Source organism: Pseudomonas sp. PP3, assembly GCF_905336995.1.
Lineage (GTDB): Bacteria > Pseudomonadota > Gammaproteobacteria > Pseudomonadales > Pseudomonadaceae > Aquipseudomonas > Aquipseudomonas reinekei.
On sequence record NZ_HG995459.1, the window covers coordinates 4,764,899 to 4,783,090 of the forward strand.

The 18,192-nt window shown below is 61.0% G+C and carries 20 protein-coding genes and 1 riboswitch; of the genes, 13 read left to right on the plus strand and 7 right to left on the minus strand.

Features of this window, described 5'->3' with window-relative positions:
* Window positions 1–157 precede the first annotated feature (157 nt).
* Window positions 158–1,774 (plus strand): L-aspartate oxidase, encoded by a 1,617-nt coding sequence (gene nadB, locus KHO07_RS21745; protein ID WP_150732250.1) that lies wholly within the window; start codon window positions 158–160, stop codon window positions 1,772–1,774.
* Here the strand turns inward: nadB and KHO07_RS21750 are convergent.
* A complete protein-coding gene (locus KHO07_RS21750) occupies window positions 1,743–2,195 on the minus strand; it encodes a protein YgfX (protein WP_212625500.1) in 453 nt (150 codons plus the stop codon). The genes nadB and KHO07_RS21750 overlap by 32 nt on opposite strands.
* The gene (locus tag KHO07_RS21755; protein WP_150705051.1) at window positions 2,179–2,433 is read right to left on the minus strand and encodes a succinate dehydrogenase assembly factor 2; all 255 of its coding nucleotides are present in this window, start codon (window positions 2,431–2,433) and stop codon (window positions 2,179–2,181) included. Before KHO07_RS21755 ends, KHO07_RS21750 begins: the two co-directional genes overlap by 17 nt.
* 149 nt (window positions 2,434–2,582) lie before the next feature.
* Between KHO07_RS21755 and KHO07_RS21760 the strand changes: the two genes are divergently transcribed.
* Together KHO07_RS21760 and KHO07_RS21765 are read left to right on the plus strand one after the other, a co-directional pair.
* Window positions 2,583–3,524 carry a folate-binding protein YgfZ gene (locus tag KHO07_RS21760; RefSeq protein WP_212625501.1) on the plus strand — a complete coding sequence of 314 codons (942 nt, stop codon included), beginning with the start codon at window positions 2,583–2,585 and terminating at the stop codon, window positions 3,522–3,524.
* A gap of 34 nt (window positions 3,525–3,558) precedes the next feature.
* Entirely contained in the window at window positions 3,559–4,380 is an 822-nt protein-coding gene (locus tag KHO07_RS21765) for an HDOD domain-containing protein (protein WP_150732247.1), read from the plus strand.
* Between the two features lie 56 nt (window positions 4,381–4,436).
* Here KHO07_RS21765 and KHO07_RS21770 read toward each other — a convergent pair whose 3' ends face one another.
* The 3 genes from KHO07_RS21770 to KHO07_RS21780 all read right to left on the minus strand — a co-directional run bounded on the left by KHO07_RS21770 (window position 4,437) and on the right by KHO07_RS21780 (window position 6,892).
* Window positions 4,437–5,825: a sensor histidine kinase gene (locus tag KHO07_RS21770; RefSeq protein ID WP_150732246.1), complete on the minus strand. Its 1,389-nt coding sequence runs from the start codon at window positions 5,823–5,825 to the stop codon at window positions 4,437–4,439.
* Complete coding sequence (locus KHO07_RS21775; protein ID WP_075947499.1) at window positions 5,818–6,489, minus strand: response regulator; 672 nt, start codon at window positions 6,487–6,489, stop codon at window positions 5,818–5,820. Before KHO07_RS21775 ends, KHO07_RS21770 begins: the two co-directional genes overlap by 8 nt.
* Window positions 6,490–6,637: 148 nt before the next feature.
* Window positions 6,638–6,892, minus strand: coding sequence for a hypothetical protein (locus tag KHO07_RS21780; protein ID WP_212625502.1), 255 nt, complete (start codon window positions 6,890–6,892; stop codon window positions 6,638–6,640).
* On the opposite strand from KHO07_RS21780, the gene KHO07_RS21785 reads away from it, so the two are divergent.
* The 4 genes from KHO07_RS21785 to KHO07_RS21800 are packed head-to-tail and all read left to right on the plus strand — an operon-like array spanning window position 6,880 to window position 10,923.
* Window positions 6,880–7,857 carry a tripartite tricarboxylate transporter substrate binding protein gene (locus KHO07_RS21785; protein ID WP_150732244.1) on the plus strand — a complete coding sequence of 326 codons (978 nt, stop codon included), beginning with the start codon at window positions 6,880–6,882 and terminating at the stop codon, window positions 7,855–7,857. The two genes, KHO07_RS21780 and KHO07_RS21785, sit on opposite strands and share 13 nt — an antisense overlap.
* 58 nt (window positions 7,858–7,915) lie before the next feature.
* The gene (locus KHO07_RS21790) at window positions 7,916–8,374 is read left to right on the plus strand and encodes a tripartite tricarboxylate transporter TctB family protein (protein WP_150732243.1); all 459 of its coding nucleotides are present in this window, start codon (window positions 7,916–7,918) and stop codon (window positions 8,372–8,374) included.
* Window position 8,375: 1 nt separating this feature from the next.
* Window positions 8,376–9,890 (plus strand): tripartite tricarboxylate transporter permease, encoded by a 1,515-nt coding sequence (locus KHO07_RS21795; protein WP_150732242.1) that lies wholly within the window; start codon window positions 8,376–8,378, stop codon window positions 9,888–9,890.
* The gene (locus KHO07_RS21800) at window positions 9,883–10,923 is read left to right on the plus strand and encodes an AbrB family transcriptional regulator (protein WP_212625503.1); all 1,041 of its coding nucleotides are present in this window, start codon (window positions 9,883–9,885) and stop codon (window positions 10,921–10,923) included. The genes KHO07_RS21795 and KHO07_RS21800 overlap by 8 nt, the downstream gene beginning before the upstream one ends.
* Window positions 10,924–11,084: 161 nt before the next feature.
* On the opposite strand, the gene ung is transcribed toward KHO07_RS21800, so the two are convergent.
* A complete protein-coding gene (ung, locus tag KHO07_RS21805; protein ID WP_075947504.1) occupies window positions 11,085–11,777 on the minus strand; it encodes a uracil-DNA glycosylase in 693 nt (230 codons plus the stop codon).
* 132 nt (window positions 11,778–11,909) lie between these two features.
* On the opposite strand from ung, the gene KHO07_RS21810 reads away from it, so the two are divergent.
* A complete protein-coding gene (locus KHO07_RS21810) occupies window positions 11,910–13,022 on the plus strand; it encodes an enoyl-CoA hydratase/isomerase family protein (protein ID WP_150732240.1) in 1,113 nt (370 codons plus the stop codon).
* Between the two features lie 52 nt (window positions 13,023–13,074).
* Here the strand turns inward: KHO07_RS21810 and KHO07_RS21815 are convergent, their stop codons facing one another.
* On the minus strand, window positions 13,075–13,527 hold the full coding sequence (locus tag KHO07_RS21815) for a hypothetical protein (RefSeq protein WP_150732239.1): 453 nt from the start codon (window positions 13,525–13,527) through the stop codon (window positions 13,075–13,077).
* Between the two features lie 381 nt (window positions 13,528–13,908).
* A riboswitch (guanidine-I (ykkC/yxkD leader) is annotated at window positions 13,909–14,008 on the plus strand.
* 60 nt (window positions 14,009–14,068) lie between these two features.
* On the opposite strand from KHO07_RS21815, the gene KHO07_RS21820 reads away from it, so the two are divergent.
* Genes KHO07_RS21820 through KHO07_RS21840 form a run of 5 tightly spaced genes read left to right on the plus strand, consistent with a single transcriptional unit; the run spans window position 14,069 to window position 18,144 of the window.
* Window positions 14,069–15,136, plus strand: a complete 1,068-nt coding sequence (locus KHO07_RS21820) for a putative urea ABC transporter substrate-binding protein (protein WP_150732238.1) — start codon at window positions 14,069–14,071, stop codon at window positions 15,134–15,136.
* 15 nt (window positions 15,137–15,151) lie between these two features.
* Window positions 15,152–15,967, plus strand: coding sequence for an ABC transporter permease (locus tag KHO07_RS21825; protein ID WP_150732237.1), 816 nt, complete (start codon window positions 15,152–15,154; stop codon window positions 15,965–15,967).
* Window positions 15,964–16,752 (plus strand): ABC transporter ATP-binding protein, encoded by a 789-nt coding sequence (locus KHO07_RS21830; protein ID WP_212625504.1) that lies wholly within the window; start codon window positions 15,964–15,966, stop codon window positions 16,750–16,752. Before KHO07_RS21825 ends, KHO07_RS21830 begins: the two co-directional genes overlap by 4 nt.
* Before the next feature lie 13 nt (window positions 16,753–16,765).
* Window positions 16,766–17,491, plus strand: a complete 726-nt coding sequence (locus KHO07_RS21835) for an urea amidolyase associated protein UAAP1 (protein ID WP_212625505.1) — start codon at window positions 16,766–16,768, stop codon at window positions 17,489–17,491.
* 11 nt (window positions 17,492–17,502) lie between these two features.
* Window positions 17,503–18,144: an urea amidolyase associated protein UAAP2 gene (locus tag KHO07_RS21840; protein ID WP_075947510.1), complete on the plus strand. Its 642-nt coding sequence runs from the start codon at window positions 17,503–17,505 to the stop codon at window positions 18,142–18,144.
* Window positions 18,145–18,192: the final 48 nt, after the last annotated feature.

Genomic DNA, 18,192 nt, shown 5'->3' on the forward strand with positions numbered 1-18,192 from the left:
GGTGATTTCCGCAAGAGTAGTTTCACAATGCCATATGGGCTCGGCTATTGTGCCGCTCCCCCCCTCTATATACTAGTGGGCTGTTCGCAAACCTGACTCGCCTGTCCAGTTGTCCAGCGCTTCCCCCAACCCGGGTCGCTTTGAGCGGAATCCTGAAATGAGCCAACAGTTTCAACACGATGTTCTGGTAATTGGCAGCGGCGCTGCCGGCTTGAGCCTTGCGCTGACCTTGCCCGGTCATTTGCGTATCGCCGTACTGAGCAAAGGCGATCTCGCCAATGGCTCGACGTTCTGGGCGCAAGGCGGTGTCGCTGCCGTGCTGGATGACACCGATACTGTCGAATCCCACGTCGATGACACCCTCAATGCCGGCGGCGGCCTGTGTCACGAGGATGCCGTGCGCTTCACTGTCGAGCACAGCAAAGAGGCGATTCAATGGCTGATCGACCAGGGCGTTCCCTTCACTCGTGACGAACAGTCCAGCGTCGAAGACGGCGGCTTCGAATTCCACCTGACCCGTGAAGGCGGGCACAGTCATCGCCGCATCATCCATGCCGCCGACGCCACTGGCGCAGCGATTTTCAGAACCTTGCTGACCCAGGCCAGGCAAAGGCCGAACATCGAACTGCTGGAACAGCGAGTCGCCGTCGACCTGATCACTGAAAAACGCCTCGGCCTGGAAGGCGACCGCTGCCTGGGCGCCTACGTGCTCAATCGCGGCACCGGTGAAGTGGACACCTATGGCGCCCGCTTCGTGATTCTCGCCTCCGGCGGCGCCGCCAAGGTCTACCTTTATACCAGCAACCCCGACGGCGCCTGCGGTGACGGCATTGCCATGGCCTGGCGCTCGGGCTGCCGGGTGGCGAACCTGGAATTCAACCAGTTCCACCCCACCTGCCTGTATCACCCGCAAGCGAAGAGTTTCCTGATCACTGAAGCCCTGCGCGGTGAAGGCGCGCACTTGAAGCTGCCCAATGGCGAGCGCTTCATGCAGCGATTCGACCCGCGGGCCGAACTGGCGCCCCGAGACATCGTCGCACGGGCCATCGACCATGAAATGAAGCGCCTGGGCGTTGACTGCGTGTATCTGGACATCAGCCACAAGTCCGAAGACTTCATTAAGACGCACTTCCCCACCGTCTACGAACGCTGCCTCGAATTTTCCATCGACATCACCAGGCAACCGATCCCGGTGGTTCCAGCGGCGCATTACACTTGCGGTGGCGTAATGGTCGACCAGCAAGGTCGCACCGATGTACCCGGGCTGTACGCGATTGGCGAAACCAGCTTCACCGGCCTGCATGGTGCCAACCGCATGGCCAGCAACTCGCTGTTGGAGTGTTTTGTCTACGCGCGCTCGGCGGCTGCGGACATCGTTGAGCAGTTGCCGCAGGTTTCAGCGCCCATCGCCCTGCCCGCCTGGGATGCAAGCCAGGTGACGGATTCCGACGAAGACGTGATCATTGCGCACAACTGGGATGAGCTGCGGCGCTTCATGTGGGACTACGTGGGGATCGTGCGCACCAACAAGCGCCTGCAACGGGCTCAGCACCGGGTGCGGTTGTTGCTGGATGAAATCGACGAGTTTTACAGCAACTACAAGGTCAGCCGGGACTTGATTGAATTGCGCAACCTCGCCCAGGTGGCCGAATTGATGATTTTGTCAGCCATGGAGCGCAAGGAAAGTCGCGGCCTGCATTACACGCTCGACTATCCGGAGATGCTGCCCGTCGCGCTCGACACTATTCTGGTGCCGCCCACCTACGCCGACTGAACTTGAGCCGAACCCGCAGGCGTCGGTGCACATCCGCCGCCTGCGAATCCCGGGGCACACAGATTGCCCGGACCCGACGCTCGCCTTGCAGACGAAAACGCAGCACCACCATCAACGGCAGCGCCAGGCTGTCCGGACGCAGCTGCACCGGATGCCATCCCCCCGCCCGATTCCATAACTGCCAACCATCGGCATCGCGACGCAAGCCGCAAAATGCCTGTGGGTGTGTCAGCCGAATCTGACGAGGCAACGCCCGAATACCATGCAGCAGACAGCACAAAGCGCCAGGCAGGCTGGCCCAGAGCGGGATTTCAAGCAGGCACAACGATCCCAGCGCGAGCAACTGGGCCAACAGATATGCCGCCAGCAACTGCCGCGAGGCATGCCAGCGGCATTCGAACGAATTACTTGGGCTGGACACGATCCAGGATCATGCGAACCATGCGCTGAAGCTCCGGATCTTCCGATTCGTTGCGCTCCATGAACCAGCCGAACATGTCCTGATCCTCGCATTCCAGCAGGCGGACGTACAACGCGCGATCCACCTCGTTCAGACCTGCGTAAACCTCTTTGACGAATGGCACCAGCAACACGTCAAGCTCAAGCATGCCGCGGCGGCTGTGCCAGTAGAGGCGATTCAGTTCAACATCTTCGACCATGGAGCGCTCCTCAAATAGGCCGCAAGTATACAGCGCCTCGCCGCGCCGAACAGTCAGCTTTGGTCGGGCACCGGCGATCCTTTGTGAACTACCCATTTCGAAGGCGCACCCTTATCATGTCCGCCAGACTCTTTACCCTGCGATGACCCATGGCCGATTCTGCTTTTTTCTGCACGCTGTCTCATGAAGGTGTCCTGGCGGTCCGCGGCGCGGACGCCGGCAAATTCCTGCAAGGCCAATTGACCTGCAACCTCAATTACCTGAGCGACACACAGTCCAGCCTCGGTGCGCGCTGCACCCAGAAAGGCCGAATGCAATCGAGCTTCCGTATCCTGCTCGAAGGTGACGGCGTGTTGCTGGCCATGGCCAGTGAACTGTTGGAACCGCAACTGGCCGACCTGAAAAAGTACGCCGTGTTTTCCAAATCCAAACTGACTGACGAAAGCACTGCCTGGATTCGATTCGGCATTGATCATGGTGATGTCGCACTGAACAGCCTTGGACTTGACCTGCCGGCAGACACCGACAGCGTCGCGCGACATGACGGTTTGATCGCCATTCGCGTATCGCCCGAGCGCGCCGAACTCTGGGCCGCTGCGGATCAAGCCAACAGCATCAAGGGCAAGCTGTCAGCGCTGCTGGCGGAAGGTGACCTCAATCAATGGCTGCTGGGCCAGGTCCGCGCAGGGATCGGCCAGGTCATGCCCGGCACCCGCGAGCTGTTCATTCCGCAGATGCTCAATCTGCAAGCCGTTGGCGGCGTGAGTTTCAAAAAGGGTTGCTACACCGGCCAGGAAATCGTCGCGCGGATGCAGTACCTGGGCAAACTCAAGCGTCGACTCTATCGGGTGAAACTGGACGCCAGCGCCCTGCCTGAACCTGGCACCCAGCTGTTCTCCCCAAGCCATAACAGTGCAATCGGTGAAGTGGTGCTCGCCGCAAACGCCGAAAACCACATTGAACTGTTGGCCGTGTTGCAAGCCGAAGCTGCAGAGGGTGGCGATATTCATGTGGGCGCAATCGATGGCCCGGCGCTGCACTTGCTCGACCTGCCTTATCAACTGGACCGCGACCGCGAGATCCAGCGATAACGCAGTACCCTTTTGCGACACCTAGAGAAACTAAATGATTGAGCTGGCGGAAAAGGTCCAACAGGATTTGGTTGAGGCCATCGATAACGATGACCTGGTTCTGCCGACATTACCGGAAGTGGCGTTGCAGATTCGCAAGGCCGCTGAAGACCCGGAAATCAGTATCAGCAGTTTGAGCAAAGTAATCGGTCGTGATGCCGCACTCTCGGCGCGCCTGATCAAAGTGGTCAACAGCCCCTTGCTGCGCGCGACGCAGGAAGTCACTGACTTGCACACGGCAATCACTCGCCTGGGCATCAATTACAGCAGCAACCTCGCGATCGGCCTGGTCATGGAACAGATTTTCCATGCCCGCTCCGAGGTGGTTGAGCAGAAAATGCGCGATGTCTGGCGCAAGAGCCTGGAGATTGCCGGCGTCAGTTATGCGCTGTGCCGCACTTACACCCAACTCAAGCCTGACCAGGCTGCCCTTGGCGGTCTGGTGCATCAGATTGGCGTGTTGCCGATCCTGACGTATGCCGAAGATCACTATGAACTGCTGGCCGATCCGGTCAGCCTCAACCATGTGATTGAGCGCATTCATCCGCTGCTCGGCGACAAGCTGCTCAGGGTCTGGGAGTTTCCGGAGTTGCTGGTGCAGGTGCCACTGCTGTATCAGAACTTCAAGCGGCAATCGGCCCGCATCGATTATGTCGACCTGGTGCAGGTTGCCAGCCTGTATTGCCACAAAGACACCGACCACCCGATTTCGCGCATCGATCCACTCAGCGTCCCGGCCTTCGTCAAACTCGGGATTGATCTGGACAACAAAGCCAGGTGCGCGGAACTGGAAGAAACGCGGTCGATGTTTTACTGAGCCTGAGCCGATCCATGTGGCGAGGAAGCTTGCTCCCTCGCCACAAAAAGCGGTGATCACTCCCCGGCTATGAAACTCACCCGCACCTTCAACCCCGCCTTCTCCCCATCATGCAGACTGATTTGCGCCAGGTGCGCACGACAGATCTCGCCGACAATCGCCAACCCCAGGCCTGACCCAGCCACTTGCTGGTTGCGCCGGTAAAAACGCTCGAACACCCGATCACGCTCATCCAGGGGAATCCCGGGACCGTCGTCTTCGACCTCCAGCACCGCCGGTGCCGAGACCCGCAGAATGACGTTGCCGCCCGACGGCGTGTGGGCCAGGGCGTTGTCCACCAGGTTGCTCAACAGCTCGTTCAACAACGTCGGCTCACCGCGTAACCAAACCGGCTCGTCCGCCTCCAGCGCCAGCGCCACCCCACGTTTGTGGGCCAGCGGCGCCATGGCCATGCCCAGTTCTCGCGCCAGTTGACTGAGATCCAGCAATTGCGCGCCGCCCTCGGCGATCGCCCGGGCGCCGTTTTCGACCCGCGCCAGCGAGAGCAACTGATTAGCCAGATGCGTCAGGCGATCAGTGCCTTGAGCCGTGGTTTCCAGCGTGCTGCGCCAGGTTTGTGGCTCGGTCGAACGCAAGCCCAACTCAAGCCGGGCCTTGAGCGCCGCCAGTGGCGTGCGCAGTTCATGGGCGGCATCGGCAATGAACTGCGCTTGCCGCTCGAATTGTCCGCGCAGGCGTTCGGTAAAGTGATTGAGGGCACGCACCAGCGGCCATAATTCGTGTTGCACTTCCACCAGCGGCAACGGCCGCAGATCATCCGGCTGACGCTCCTCCACCGCCGTGCGCAAGCGCTCCAACGGACGCAGTGCGGCACTTACCGCAAACCACACCATCATCAATGCCCCGACCGCCAGCATGCCCAGACGCAGCAATGTATCTGCCGCCAGGCTGCGGGCCATGCTGACCCGCGCTTCATCGGTTTCCGCCACGCGGATTTCCGCCATGCCGTTCATGTTCGGTTCGCTGACCGGTTTGAGCAGGCTGACCACACGCACGTTCTGCCCACGATAAGTCGCATTGTAGAACCGCGCCAGCGCTGGATAATCATCGGTGCGCGGCGTCCCAGGAGGCGGGCCAGGCAGGTTTTCGTAGCCGGAAATCAGCTTCTGGTTGATGTCATTGACCAGGTAAAAAATCCGCCCGGCACTGTCGTAGGCGAAGGTGTCCAGGGCCACGTAAGGCACGTCGAGGCTGAGGCTGCCGTCGCGTTCTGAGAGGCCCGCCGCGATGGTCCGCGCCGAGGCGAGCAAAGTCCGGTCATAAGCCGTATCGGCCGCTTCGCGACCGTTCCAGTACGCGCTCAAGCCGCTGGCCAGCATCAACACCACCAGCAGCAATGCCAGATTCCACAGCAACCGCCAGCGCAGGCTGCTGGGCTTATGCATCGCGGCTTTCCAGCAAATAACCGAGGCCGCGGAACGTCACGATGGCGACCGGCTGGCCGTCGAGTTTCTTGCGCAAGCGGTGCACATAGATTTCGATGGCGTCGGGGCTGGCCTCTTCGTCGAGACCGAAGACCTGAGAGGCCAGTTGTTCCTTACTCATCACCCGACCAGGACGGGCGATCAACGCTTCGAGCACGGCCTGCTCGCGGGAGGTCAGGGTCAGCAACTCTTCGCCAAGGGTGAAGCGCCGGGTGTCCAGATCGTAGGCCAGCACGCCGCAGCGTTGCAGGCGTTCACCGCCCAGCACACTGCGGCGCAGCAGAGCCTTGACCCGCGCTTCGAGTTCGGTGAGTTCGAAAGGTTTGGCCAGGTAATCATCAGCACCGAGGTTCAGGCCATGGACCCGGTCCTTGACGTCGCTGCGCGCCGTCAGCATCAGCACCGGAAGGTTCTTGCCCCGCGCACGCAGGCGCGCCAGCACTTCGAAACCATCCATGCGCGGCAAGCCGACATCAAGGATCGCCATGGCGTATTCCTCGCTGCCCAGCGCCAGGTCAGCCGCCACGCCATCGTGCAGCACATCCACGGTCAGGCCGGTGCTCTTGAGCGCCTGGGCGACACTTTCGGCGAGCTGCAAATGGTCTTCGACGAGCAGGACACGCATGGATCTTTACCTCATTCAGGGATGGTCGACGCCATTCTTTGGCGCGGAGTTTACAGGCGCATCCACGACTGTGAAGCCCGAAAAACCGTGAAAGCCCGATGAAAGGTTAGCGAAAGGTTCGACCGTTAGAGTCGATCCACGGATGGTTTCAATCGCAGCCATCGCTCCTGCTTTGAAATGTAGCTCCCGAAAAACGCCTTGATGCGTTTTCGCCAATAAGAACAATAACGAGGTACTTCGCCATGCTGTCCACCCAGCTCCAGATTTGCCCGCCCCACGCCTTTTCCCGCTCCCCATCGTTTACGCTTGCCGGCGCCGTCATCGGCGGCGCGAAGCGAAACCGCCGCACCTGAAACATCCCCAAAAACAACAACTCCCGTGGAGAAAAAAATGAATCGATCACTGCGTCGTTTCGCCCTCGCCGCCAGCTGCATGCTGTTTGCCGGCCAACTGATGGCCGAGCCCAAACGCCCGGAATGCATCGCCCCGGCCTCACCGGGCGGTGGTTTCGACCTGACCTGCAAACTGGTGCAAAGCGCGCTGGTCAACGAAAAACTGCTGACCAAACCGATGCGCGTGACCTACATGCCCGGCGGTGTCGGCGCGGTGGCCTACAACGCAGTGGTTGCCCAGCGCCCGGCGGACGCCGGCACGTTGGTGGCCTGGTCCAGTGGTTCGCTACTGAACCTGGCCCAGGGCAAGTTCGGTCGTTTCGACGAAACCAATGTGCGCTGGCTCGCCGCTGTGGGCACCAGCTACGGCGCCATCGCGGTTAAAAGCGATTCGCCCTACAAGACCCTGGACGATCTGGTGCAGGCACTGAAGAAAGATCCGAGCAAAGTGGTGATCGGTTCCGGCGGCACCGTCGGCAGCCAAGACTGGATGCAAACCGCCCTGATCGCCAAGGCCGCCGGAATCAACCCGCGTGACTTGCGTTACGTCGCCCTCGAAGGCGGCGGTGAAATCGCCACCGCTCTGCTCGGCGGCCACATCCAGGTCGGCAGCACCGACATCTCCGACTCCATGCCGCACATCCAGAGCGGCGACATGCGCCTGCTGGCGGTGTTCTCCGACAAGCGTCTCGATGAGCCGGAAATGAAGGACATCCCGACCGCTCGCGAGCAAGGCTACGACATCGTCTGGCCAGTGGTTCGCGGCTTCTACCTCGGGCCGAAAGTCAGCGACGAAGACTATGCCTGGTGGAAAGGCTCCTTCGACACACTGCTGGCCTCCCCTGAGTTCGCCAAGCTGCGCGATCAGCGTGAGCTGTTCCCGTTCGCCATGACCGGCCCGGAACTGGACACCTACGTGAAGAAGCAAGTCGCGGACTACAAAGTGCTGGCCAAAGAGTTCGGCCTGATCCAGTGATCGCCTCTGTCTAGCGGCTGCGGCTCCGTTTGGCGGAGTCGCGGCACAGGAGTTCCTCATGCTCTTACAACGCATTTTTGCTTCGGTGCTGTTGCTGGCCTGTCTCGGCCTCGCGCTGATGGCGTGGCCGTATCAAGCGGCTTTTTCCTATGAACCGGTGGGGCCTCGGGCCTTTCCGCTATTGATGCTTGGCCTGATGGGCTCAGCGCTGTTGTACATGGTGTTCCGTCCGGCACCGATCAAGCACAGCGATGACGAGCCGCCGCTGGATCGCGAAACCCTGACCAAGATCGGCCTCTGCGTAGCGCTGCTACTGGTGTTCGCCGGTACCTTCGAACCGCTGGGTTTCATCGTCGCCAGCATCCTGATCGGCGTGCCCATGGCCCGTCTGTATGGCGGTCGCTGGGTGCCAAGCATCGTGATCATCAGTCTGATGGCCGTCGGCCTCTACCTGCTGTTCGACAAGTTGATGGACGTGCCGCTGCCACTTGGCGTGCTCGACGTTCTGGAGAACTGATATGGATACTCTCGGCTATTTGGGTCAGGGCTTCGGCGTCGCACTGAGCCCGTACAACCTGGTGACCGCGCTTTGCGGCACCCTGATCGGCACCGTCGTTGGCCTGCTTCCGGGCCTGGGCCCGATCAACGGCGTGGCACTGTTAATCCCGATCGCATTCGCCCTCGGCCTGCCACCGGAGTCGGCACTGATTCTGTTGGCGGCGGTGTATCTGGGTTGCGAATACGGCGGCCGGATCAGCTCGATCCTGCTGAACATTCCGGGCGAAGCTTCCACCGTGATGACCACCCTCGACGGTTATCCAATGGCCCGCAAAGGCCTGGCCGGTGTGGCGCTGTCGCTGTCGGCATGGAGTTCGTTCATCGGCGCCTTCATCGCCACCTGCGGCATGGTGCTGTTCGCCCCGCTGCTGGCGAAATGGGCGATTGCCTTCGGACCGGCGGAATACTTCGTGCTGATGGTATTCGCGATCGTCTGCCTGGGCGGCATGGCCGGCGACCGACCACTGAAAACATTTATCGCGGCACTGATCGGCTTGTTCTTGTCGACCGTTGGCATCGACGCCAACAGCGGCGTGTACCGTTTTACCGGCGATAACATTCACCTGACAGACGGCATTCAATTCGTCGTGTTGGTGCTGGGCCTGTTCTCCATCAGCGAAATCCTCCTGCTACTGGAAAAAACCCACCACGGGCAGGAAGCGGTGAAAGCCACCGGCCGGATGATGTTCAACTTCAAGGAAGCGGCGTCGGTGTTCGTGGTGAACATCCGTTGCGGCGTACTGGGTTTCATCATGGGCGTGTTGCCGGGTGCCGGCGCGACCCTGGCCAGCGCCGTGGCCTACATGACCGAAAAACGCATGGCGGGTGCCAAAGGTACTTTCGGCCAGGGCGACATGCGCGGCCTCGCTGCGCCGGAAACCGCCATCGGCGGCGCCGCCTGCGGTGCGCTGGTGCCGATGCTGACCCTCGGCGTTCCGGGCTCGGGCACCACGGCGGTGATGATCGGCGCCCTGTCGCTGTACAACATCACACCGGGTCCGCTGCTGTTCCAGCAACAACCGGACATCGTCTGGGGGCTGATCGCGTCGTTGTTCATCGCCAACATCATGCTGGTAATCCTCAACATCCCGATGATCCGCATCTTCACCCGCATCCTCGCCGTGCCGAACTGGGCACTGGTACCCGTGATCGCGATCATTACCGGGATCGGCGTCTACGCGGTGCATGCCACCACCTTCGACCTGTTCCTGATGATCGGCATCGGCATCTTCGGTTACATCTTGCGCAAGCTGGACTTCCCGCTGTCGCCGGTATTGCTGGGCTTCATCCTCGGCGGCTTGATGGAACAAAACCTGCGTCGCGCCCTGTCGATTTCCAACGGTGCACTGGAAATCCTCTGGTCGAGCCCGATCACGTTCGGTTGCTGGGTGCTGACGGCGATCATGCTGCTGATGCCGCTCATCCGCATCTGGCGCAAACGCTCGGCTGCGCAACGCGCGATTGCCGATGTCTGATCGAACACCGTTCAAAGCCTGGTGGGGAACACCGCTGGTCGGCCTGCTGGGCGGTTATCTCGCCAGCCAGGTCGGCTGGCCTTTGCCGTGGATGGTCGGCTCGTTGCTGGCGATTATCCTCGTGCGCTGCCTGACACCCTGGCAACTGGCGGAAATCCCTGGCGGCCGTAAGTGCGGCCAGTGGATCGTCGGCATCGGCATTGGCCTGCATTTCACCCCGGTGGTGATGGAGCAGGTGCTGAGTCATTTCGGTTTGATCTTCTTCGGTGCGTTGGTCACCAGCCTGTCGGCCGTGGTCGGTGTCTGGTTGATGCGACGTACCGGTGAAGATCGCGCCACTGCATTTTTTTCCAGCATGCCGGGTGGTTCCGGAGAAATGGTCAACCTCGGCGCCCGCAATGGCGCGGTGCTCAGCCGTGTTGCGGCTGGGCAGAGTTTGCGCGTCCTGGTCGTCGTATTGTGCGTACCGGCAGCATTCAAATACCTGCTGGGCGACGGAGCACCGATTTCCCACGCTGGCAGCATCGACTGGCGCTGGCTGGCGATTTTGTTCCCTGCAGGCGCATTGGCCGCCTGGATATGGGAGCGTCTGCGTCAACCCAACCCGTGGCTGTTCGGGCCGTTGCTGGTGAGTGCGGCGGTGAGTATCGGTTGGGATTTGCATATCGGCCTACCCAACGGCGGTAGCCAGATCGGCCAATGGTTGATCGGCAGCGGTCTGGGCTGTCACTTCAACCGGCAGTTTTTCCGTCGTGCGCCTTCATTCATGGGCCGGACCTTGATCGGTACGGTGTTGACCATGTTGATCGCCACGGCAGCGGCATTGGGTTTAAGTGCGCTGACTCATCTGGATCTGCGTTCACTGACGCTGGGCATGATGCCGGGCGGGATTGCGGAGATGAGCCTGACGGCGGAGACCCTGCAACTGTCGGTGCCGTTGGTGACGGCGATGCAGGTGATGCGGTTGTTGTTTGTGTTGTTTCTGGCGGAGCCGTTGTTCAAGTATTGGAACCGGGCCCCGGAGCAATCCTGACACCGCCCACTGTGGCGAGGGAGCTTGCTCCCGCTCGGCTGCATAGCAGTCGTAAAACCTATGTGCGCGGTCTGTCAGTAGAAATCAGGTCGCGGGACTTGGGGCTGCTTCGCAGCCCAGCGGGAGCAAGCTCCCTCGCCACAAAAGCTCCACTCCTTTCCTCAAACCGGCGGCAACCGCCACTCGATCGGCGTCTCGCCATTCTGCTCAAGAAACTTGTTGGTGCGGCTGAAGTGCCCGCAACCGAGGAAGCCGCGATAGGCCGACAGCGGTGACGGGTGCACCGAGGTCAACACCAGATGCTTGGTCGCATCGATCAGCTTCTGCTTGCTCTGGGCATGAGCGCCCCACAGCATGAACACCAGGTGCGGTTGCTGCTGGCTGACCACTTCGATGATCCGATCGGTAAAAAACTGCCACCCCTTGTCCTTGTGCGCATTGGCGTTGGCGCGCTCGACGGTCATGGTGGTGTTGAGCATCAGCACGCCCTGCTCGGCCCAGCTTTGCAGATAACCGTGGCTGGGGATGTCGATGTTCAGGTCGCGCTTCAACTCTTTGTAAATGTTCACCAGCGATGGCGGTGCCGGCACGCCCGGTTGCACCGAGAAGCACAAGCCATGGGCCTGGCCCGGGCCGTGGTACGGGTCCTGGCCGAGAATCACGACCTTGACCTTATCCAGCGGCGTGGAATTGAGCGCGTTGAAAATCATCGGGCCCGGTGGATAGATCTCCTTGCCGGCCGCCCGTTCCTGTTGGAGAAAGTTTCGCAACTCTGTCATGTAGGGCTGGTCGAATTCGGCACGCAGGGCCTCCTTCCAGCTCGGTTCGAGTTTGATACGGTCATCAGCAGTCATGGTTACATCCGGCAAAAACAATGGGGCGAACCCTAGGAAAGCGCATCACGCTTGTCAATTGATCTGACACAGATCCGGCACTTTCCTACACAGCGATCATACTTAACCCTCAATTTCCTGATCGAGGTCACGATGAATCTGCACTTCGAAGAACTCACCGGCACCGACGGCGCCCGCATCGGCGTTGCCACGCTGGATGCCGAAAAGTCGCTGAACGCGCTGTCCTTGCCAATGATCAACGCCTTGAGCGACAAACTGAACGCCTGGGCCAAGGAACCGCAAATCGTCTGCGTCCTGCTGCGAGGCAACGGCGCCAAGGCCTTTTGCGCCGGTGGTGAGGTGCGCAGCCTGGTAGAAGCTTGCCGCGACCATCCCGGCGAAGTGCCTCCCCTGGCCGCGCACTTCTTTGCAGCGGAATATCGCCTGGACTTCAGCCTGCATACCTATCCAAAACCGTTGATCTGCTGGGGCCATGGTTATGTGCTCGGCGGCGGCATGGGCCTGCTGCAGGGTGCGAGCATCCGCATTGTTACGCCGAGCAGTCGACTGGCCATGCCGGAAATCACCATCGGCCTGTACCCGGACGTCGGCGCCAGTTGGTTCCTGTCCCGTTTGCCCGGCAAGCTTGGATTGTTCCTCGGCTTGACCGGCGCCCACATGAACGCTCGTGATGCGATCGATCTGGACCTGGCCGACCGCTTCCTGCTCGACGAGCAACAGGCAGCGCTACTCGAAGGCTTGCTGCAACTGAACTGGCAGGAACAGACGCCGATGCAACTCAACAGTCTGCTCAAGGCTTTGCAGCAGGAAGCCGTCGCACAGATGCCCGAACCTCAATGGCTGCCGCGGCGCCAGCGCATCGATGAACTGCTGGATGTGAGCGACGTGCGGTGCGCATGGAAAGCCATCAGCCCATTGCGCGATGACGCCGACCCGCTGCTCAGCCGCGCCGCCCGAACCATGAGCGAAGGTTCACCGCTGACCGCCCATCTGGTCTGGGAACAGATCGCCCGCGCCCGCCACCTGTCGCTGGCCGAAGTCTTTCAGATGGAATACACGCTAAGCCTCAACTGCTGCCGCCATCCGGAATTCAGTGAAGGCGTGCGCGCGCGGTTGATCGACAAGGATCAGAAGCCGCACTGGCACTGGCCGGACATCAATAATGTGCCGGATGCGGTGGTGGAGGCGCATTTTCATAAGGCGTGGGAGGGGCGGCATCCGTTGGCGGATCTTTCTGGATACTGAACGAACTGTGGGAGCGAGTCGCTCCCACAGGTTTTGTAGTTACAAGGAATGATTAGCGGTGATTGCCCCGGCCGTCGCGATCACCGCGTCCGTTATGGTCACCTCGCCCGCCGTGATTGTTGTTGCGACCGCCATGGCCTCGGTCGTTGTCCCAGCCGCCACGCTTGCGGCCATCCCAGCCATGATTCTGATGCGCCCGGTAATCGGGGCGCGCCTGGTAGTAACGCGGTGCCGCCTGGTGATAGCGCGGTGAGGGTTGATAAATCCGCGGCTGCGAGTAGTAGCGCGGCGATGGCTTGTAATACCGCGCAGGCGGCGCGTAGTAACGGGCTGGCGGCGAGTAATAACCGCCATTGGAATAGTAGCGATCACCACCGGCGTAATAGCCTGGCGCTGGCGAGGTATAAACCTCGGAACTGTAGTAGCTGACTCCTCCATCGGAATAAGGCACGCATGCACCAAGGGACAAACCCAACACAGCAATCAGTAGAATTCGAGAGAGCATGGCGGCCTCCTGGACCGCGAGTGAGCCACACCAGCGACGCTGGCAGGCGACAGTCGATTATTCGGCGACTGTCGAAAGATCAGACATCGATTTCAGAATCTGGTGCGTCCCTGCAACAAGTTGAAACATCTCGCCGATGAAAGGTTTTTCATCCATTCACGCGCTGATTGGTAGTGGAGAGGGTGACATCCACCGCCGTAATAACGGCCACCCACGCCACATCACAGTGCACCGATGCACCATCACAAAGCAGCCCTTCCCCACTTCACTCACCGAGAATTGCCTCACCACCGCGCGCTAGACGCGTTCTACGGACTTGGCACGGCTCTCGCTTTAACAATTGCGTGCAGGAGTCATCACAGGTTCGCGGCACCACAATTTGCAATGGCTGACTAGGGTTCCGGCTCGCTTCGCGAGTGACTGGTCCGAGAGTTGGCGACCTCCAGTTGAGGTTACACGGCGGGACAAAAGCCCGGGAGACAAGCCACCGTTCGCGGTGCCGCTGCCTTCCTGCCCGTCCTTGATCAACTGGAGAACCACCATGTCCCAGCTTCGTTTACCCACCCTGCTCGCCGCTGCTTTCGCAGCCCTCGTGAGCGTCTCGTCCCACGCTGCACCGAAAGACCACTTCAGCGTCTGCTGGACGATTTATGCTGGCTGGATGCCCTGGGAGTACGCCGGCAGCCAAGGCATCGTCGACAAGTGGGCGAAGAAGTACGGCATCAAGATTGACGTAGTGCAGCTCAACGATTACGTCGAATCCATCAACCAGTACACCGCCGGCCAGTTCGACGGCTGCACCATGACCAACATGGACGCGCTGACCATTCCCGCTGCCGGTGGCGTCGACAGCACCGCGCTGATCGTCAGCGATTTCTCCAACGGCAACGACGGCATTGTGCTCAAGGGCGAAGGCAAAAAAGTCGCCGACCTCAAGGGCATGGACGTCAATCTGGTCGAGTTGTCGGTGTCCCATTACCTGCTGGCCCGGGCCCTGGATTCGGTGGACCTCACCGAGAAGGACCTGAAAGTGGTCAACACCTCCGACGCCGATATCGCGGCGGCTTTCAACACCGATCAGGTCAACGCCGTCACCACCTGGAACCCGATGCTCTCGGACATCAAGGCCAAGCCCGGAGTGACCGAAGTCTTCAACTCCAGCCAGATCCCCGGCGAAATCATGGACATGATGGTGGTCAACAGCGCCACCCTCAAAGACAACCCGGCCCTCGGCAAAGCACTGACCGGCGCCTGGTTCGAAGTGGTCGAGTTGATGAACGCGAAAAACGCCGCCAGCAAAGCCGCGCTCGAACACATGGCCAAAGCCTCGGGCACCGACCTGGCAGGTTTCCAGGCGCAACTGGACACCACCAAGCTGTTCGCCACGCCGCAAGAAGCCCTCGCGTTCAGCACCAGCAAGCAACTGCCGGAAACCATGCGCAAGGTCGCCGAGTTCTCCTTCCAGCACGGTTTGCTGGGTGAAGGCGCCAAGGACACCAGTGCGGTCGGCATGGCTTTCGCCAACGGCGTGACCAGCGGCGACAAAGGCAACCTCAAACTGCGCTTCGACCCCAGCTATGTACAGATGGCCGCCGACGCCAAGTTGTAAGAAGAGGACTTGGCCATGCGCCTGATCAATCGCCACCCGGATCGCCCGAGTCGCCTGTTGCTGGTAATCCTGCCGTTCGCCCTGGTGCTGTTCGCCTACTTCATGGGCTCGGCCGAGCGACTGGCGGACAATCCCAACGACAAGCTGCTACCCAGCGCCGTGCAGATGACCGATGCGGTTAAACGCCTGGCGTTCGTCGCCGACAGCCGCACCGGTGAATACCTGCTCTGGCAGGACAGCGCTTCGAGTCTGCGACGCCTGGCTATCGGCTTGGGTATCAGCGCCCTCGCCGGCTTATGCCTGGGCATGGCCGCCGGCACCCTGCCGCTGTTTGGCGCGCCGTTGTCGCCCTTGCTGACGGTATTGTCGATGGTGCCGCCGCTGGCGATCCTGCCGATTCTGTTTATCGTTTTCGGGTTGGGCGAGCTGTCGAAAGTGATGCTGATCGTGATCGGCATCACCCCGGCTCTGGCCCGGGATCTGGAACAGCGCGCCCGGGAAATTCCCGTGGAACTGCTGATCAAGGCCCAAACCCTCGGCGCTTCGACCTGGACCTTGATGCTGCGCGTGGTATTACCGCAACTGCTGCCACGGCTGCTGATCTCGCTGCGGCTGATGCTCGGCTCGGCATGGCTATTCCTGATTGCCGCCGAAGCGATTGCTTCCACCGACGGCCTCGGCTACCGGATTTTCCTGGTGCGCCGCTACCTGGCGATGGACGTGATTTTGCCCTACGTGGTGTGGATCACCCTGCTCGCCTGGCTGATGGATTGGGGCCTGAAACGCCTGACCCAACGTGCGTTCCCCTGGTATGAAGGAGCACGGGCATGAGCTTCATCACCGTGAAAAACGTCTGGCAGCAATACGCCGACCAGGTGGTGCTCGAAGGCCTGAACCTGACCGTCAACGAGGGCGAGTTCTGCACCCTGGTCGGCGCTTCCGGTTGCGGCAAATCGACCTTCTTGCGCCTGCTGCTCGGCCAGGAGCGCGCCAGCCGCGGCGAGATCCTGCTCGACGGCCAACCGTTGGCCGGTGAGCCGGATGCCAGCCGTGGCGTGGTGTTCCAGCGCTATTCGGTGTTCCCGCATCTGAGCGTACTGGACAACGTCGCCCTCGGCCTTGAACTGCCGCGCTCGCCATTGCTCGGTCGCCTGTTCGGCAGTGCGAAAAAAGAAGCCCGCGAACAGGCCTCGGCGCTGCTGCACAAAGTCGGCCTCGGGCACTCGCTGGACAAGTACCCGGCGCAGCTCTCCGGCGGCATGCAACAACGCTTGGCCATCGCCCAGGCGTTGATCATGAAGCCGCGCGTGCTGCTGCTCGACGAGCCCTTCGGCGCGCTCGATCCGGGTATCCGCAAGGACATGCACGCGTTGCTGCTGGCGCTGTGGCGCGAAACGCAATTGACGGTATTCATGGTCACCCATGATCTGTCCGAAGGCTTCAGCCTCGGCACCCGTTTGCTGGTGTTCGACAAGGTCCGTCTTGACCCCCATGCACCCGGCCGCTATGGCGCACGCATCACTTACGACATCCCTTTGAACAGCGACCGCCGCGCCACCCGTGCCGCCGTCGACGCCTTGCCGGTGCAACTGGCAGGCGCACTTCGAACCGCTTGAGAGGACTTTGACAATGACTGATTCGACCCAACTGTTTCCGCCCTTCGCCGAAGAAATGCTCCCCGGCGGCGGCCATCGTTCCTTCGTTTTGAAACGCGGCCAACTGCTGCGCCTGACTGACATTCGCGGCGGCGCCAACGTCAGCCTGACGCTGCTCAACGCCAATGAAAAAACCGAACGCCTGAACCTGCCCGACAGCCTCAAGTGCCAACACACCGCCAAGCTCACCACCGGCCATTGCCTGTACTCGGACATGGGCCGCGTGCTCGCGGCCATCACCGCCGACACCTGCGGCTGGAGCGACAGCCTCGGCGGTGTGCTTTGCGCTGAAGAAGTCGCCGAAAAATACGGCGCCGGGCGCTATCAGGAACTGCGCAACGGTTTCTTCCGCAACGGCACCGACAACCTGTTGGTGGAGCTGGGCAAGTGGGGTCTGGGCCTGTCGGATTTGCTGATGACCCTCAACCTGTTCAGCCGCGTCAACGTCGACGACGCCGGACGCTTCCACTTTGTCGAGGGCAACTCCGAGGCAGGTGATTACATCGAGTTGTACGCACCGATGGACACGCTGGTGGTGCTCACCGCCCTGCAACACCCGATGGACCCGTCGCCGCAATACGCACCGAAACCACTGAAACTCAGCTGGATGAACGCCGACGCCAGCGTCGCCGAACACTGCCGCACCTCGCGCCCGGAAAACGAGCGCGGCTTCATCAACACCGACCGTCTGTTCGCCTGAGGATCGCTGCCATGTCACTCGCTCTCATCAATACTGAAAAGCAGCCAGAAACCGCAATCTACCGCGCCACCATTCCCGCCGGCGAACCCTGGCTGATGGAGGTCAAGGCTGGCCAGACCCTGCGCATCCTTGACCTCGAAGGCAATCAGGCGGTCGACACCCTGTTCTACAGCGTTGCCAATCCCAAGGAACGCTACGACGTACAGCGCACCTTGCGCCGGCAGAACAGCGTGTACCTGAGCACCGGCAGCGTGCTGTATTCCAACCTTGGCAAGCCGATGCTGACCATCGTCGCCGACACCTGCGGGCGTCACGACACCCTCGGCGGCGCCTGCGCGCAAGAGAGCAACACCGTGCGCTACGCCCTGGAAAAACGCTACATGCACAGCTGCCGCGACAACTACCTGCGAGCCTGTGTGCACGATGGCCGCTTGGGCAAGGGCGACATCGGGCCGAACATCAATTTCTTCATGAACGTGCCGGTCACGGCTGACGGCGGGCTGACCTTCGAAGACGGGATTTCCGCACCGGGCAAATACGTCGATCTGCGCGCCGAGATGGACGTGATCGTGCTGATCTCCAACTGCCCACAACTGAACAATCCGTGCAACGCCTACAACCCGACCCCTGCGGAGCTGCTGGTATGGAACTGAAATTTTCGCGGTTGCGTCGCTGGTTGTTTGCCCTGTGCCAGGCCCGTT

Coding starts and splice junctions, on each gene's coding strand:
- KHO07_RS21830 (WP_212625504.1), top strand. CDS start 15,964: ATGAGCTTCATCACCGTGAAAAACGTCTGGCAGCAATACGCCGACCAG.
- KHO07_RS21775 (WP_075947499.1), bottom strand. CDS start 6,489: ATGCGTGTCCTGCTCGTCGAAGACCATTTGCAGCTCGCCGAAAGTGTC.
- KHO07_RS21800 (WP_212625503.1), top strand. CDS start 9,883: ATGTCTGATCGAACACCGTTCAAAGCCTGGTGGGGAACACCGCTGGTC.
- ung (WP_075947504.1), bottom strand. CDS start 11,777: ATGACTGCTGATGACCGTATCAAACTCGAACCGAGCTGGAAGGAGGCC.
- KHO07_RS21755 (WP_150705051.1), bottom strand. CDS start 2,433: ATGGTCGAAGATGTTGAACTGAATCGCCTCTACTGGCACAGCCGCCGC.
- KHO07_RS21785 (WP_150732244.1), top strand. CDS start 6,880: ATGAATCGATCACTGCGTCGTTTCGCCCTCGCCGCCAGCTGCATGCTG.
- KHO07_RS21825 (WP_150732237.1), top strand. CDS start 15,152: ATGCGCCTGATCAATCGCCACCCGGATCGCCCGAGTCGCCTGTTGCTG.
- KHO07_RS21820 (WP_150732238.1), top strand. CDS start 14,069: ATGTCCCAGCTTCGTTTACCCACCCTGCTCGCCGCTGCTTTCGCAGCC.
- KHO07_RS21815 (WP_150732239.1), bottom strand. CDS start 13,527: ATGCTCTCTCGAATTCTACTGATTGCTGTGTTGGGTTTGTCCCTTGGT.
- KHO07_RS21790 (WP_150732243.1), top strand. CDS start 7,916: ATGCTCTTACAACGCATTTTTGCTTCGGTGCTGTTGCTGGCCTGTCTC.
- KHO07_RS21835 (WP_212625505.1), top strand. CDS start 16,766: ATGACTGATTCGACCCAACTGTTTCCGCCCTTCGCCGAAGAAATGCTC.
- KHO07_RS21770 (WP_150732246.1), bottom strand. CDS start 5,825: ATGCATAAGCCCAGCAGCCTGCGCTGGCGGTTGCTGTGGAATCTGGCA.
- KHO07_RS21760 (WP_212625501.1), top strand. CDS start 2,583: ATGGCCGATTCTGCTTTTTTCTGCACGCTGTCTCATGAAGGTGTCCTG.
- KHO07_RS21810 (WP_150732240.1), top strand. CDS start 11,910: ATGAATCTGCACTTCGAAGAACTCACCGGCACCGACGGCGCCCGCATC.
- KHO07_RS21795 (WP_150732242.1), top strand. CDS start 8,376: ATGGATACTCTCGGCTATTTGGGTCAGGGCTTCGGCGTCGCACTGAGC.
- KHO07_RS21840 (WP_075947510.1), top strand. CDS start 17,503: ATGTCACTCGCTCTCATCAATACTGAAAAGCAGCCAGAAACCGCAATC.
- nadB (WP_150732250.1), top strand. CDS start 158: ATGAGCCAACAGTTTCAACACGATGTTCTGGTAATTGGCAGCGGCGCT.
- KHO07_RS21765 (WP_150732247.1), top strand. CDS start 3,559: ATGATTGAGCTGGCGGAAAAGGTCCAACAGGATTTGGTTGAGGCCATC.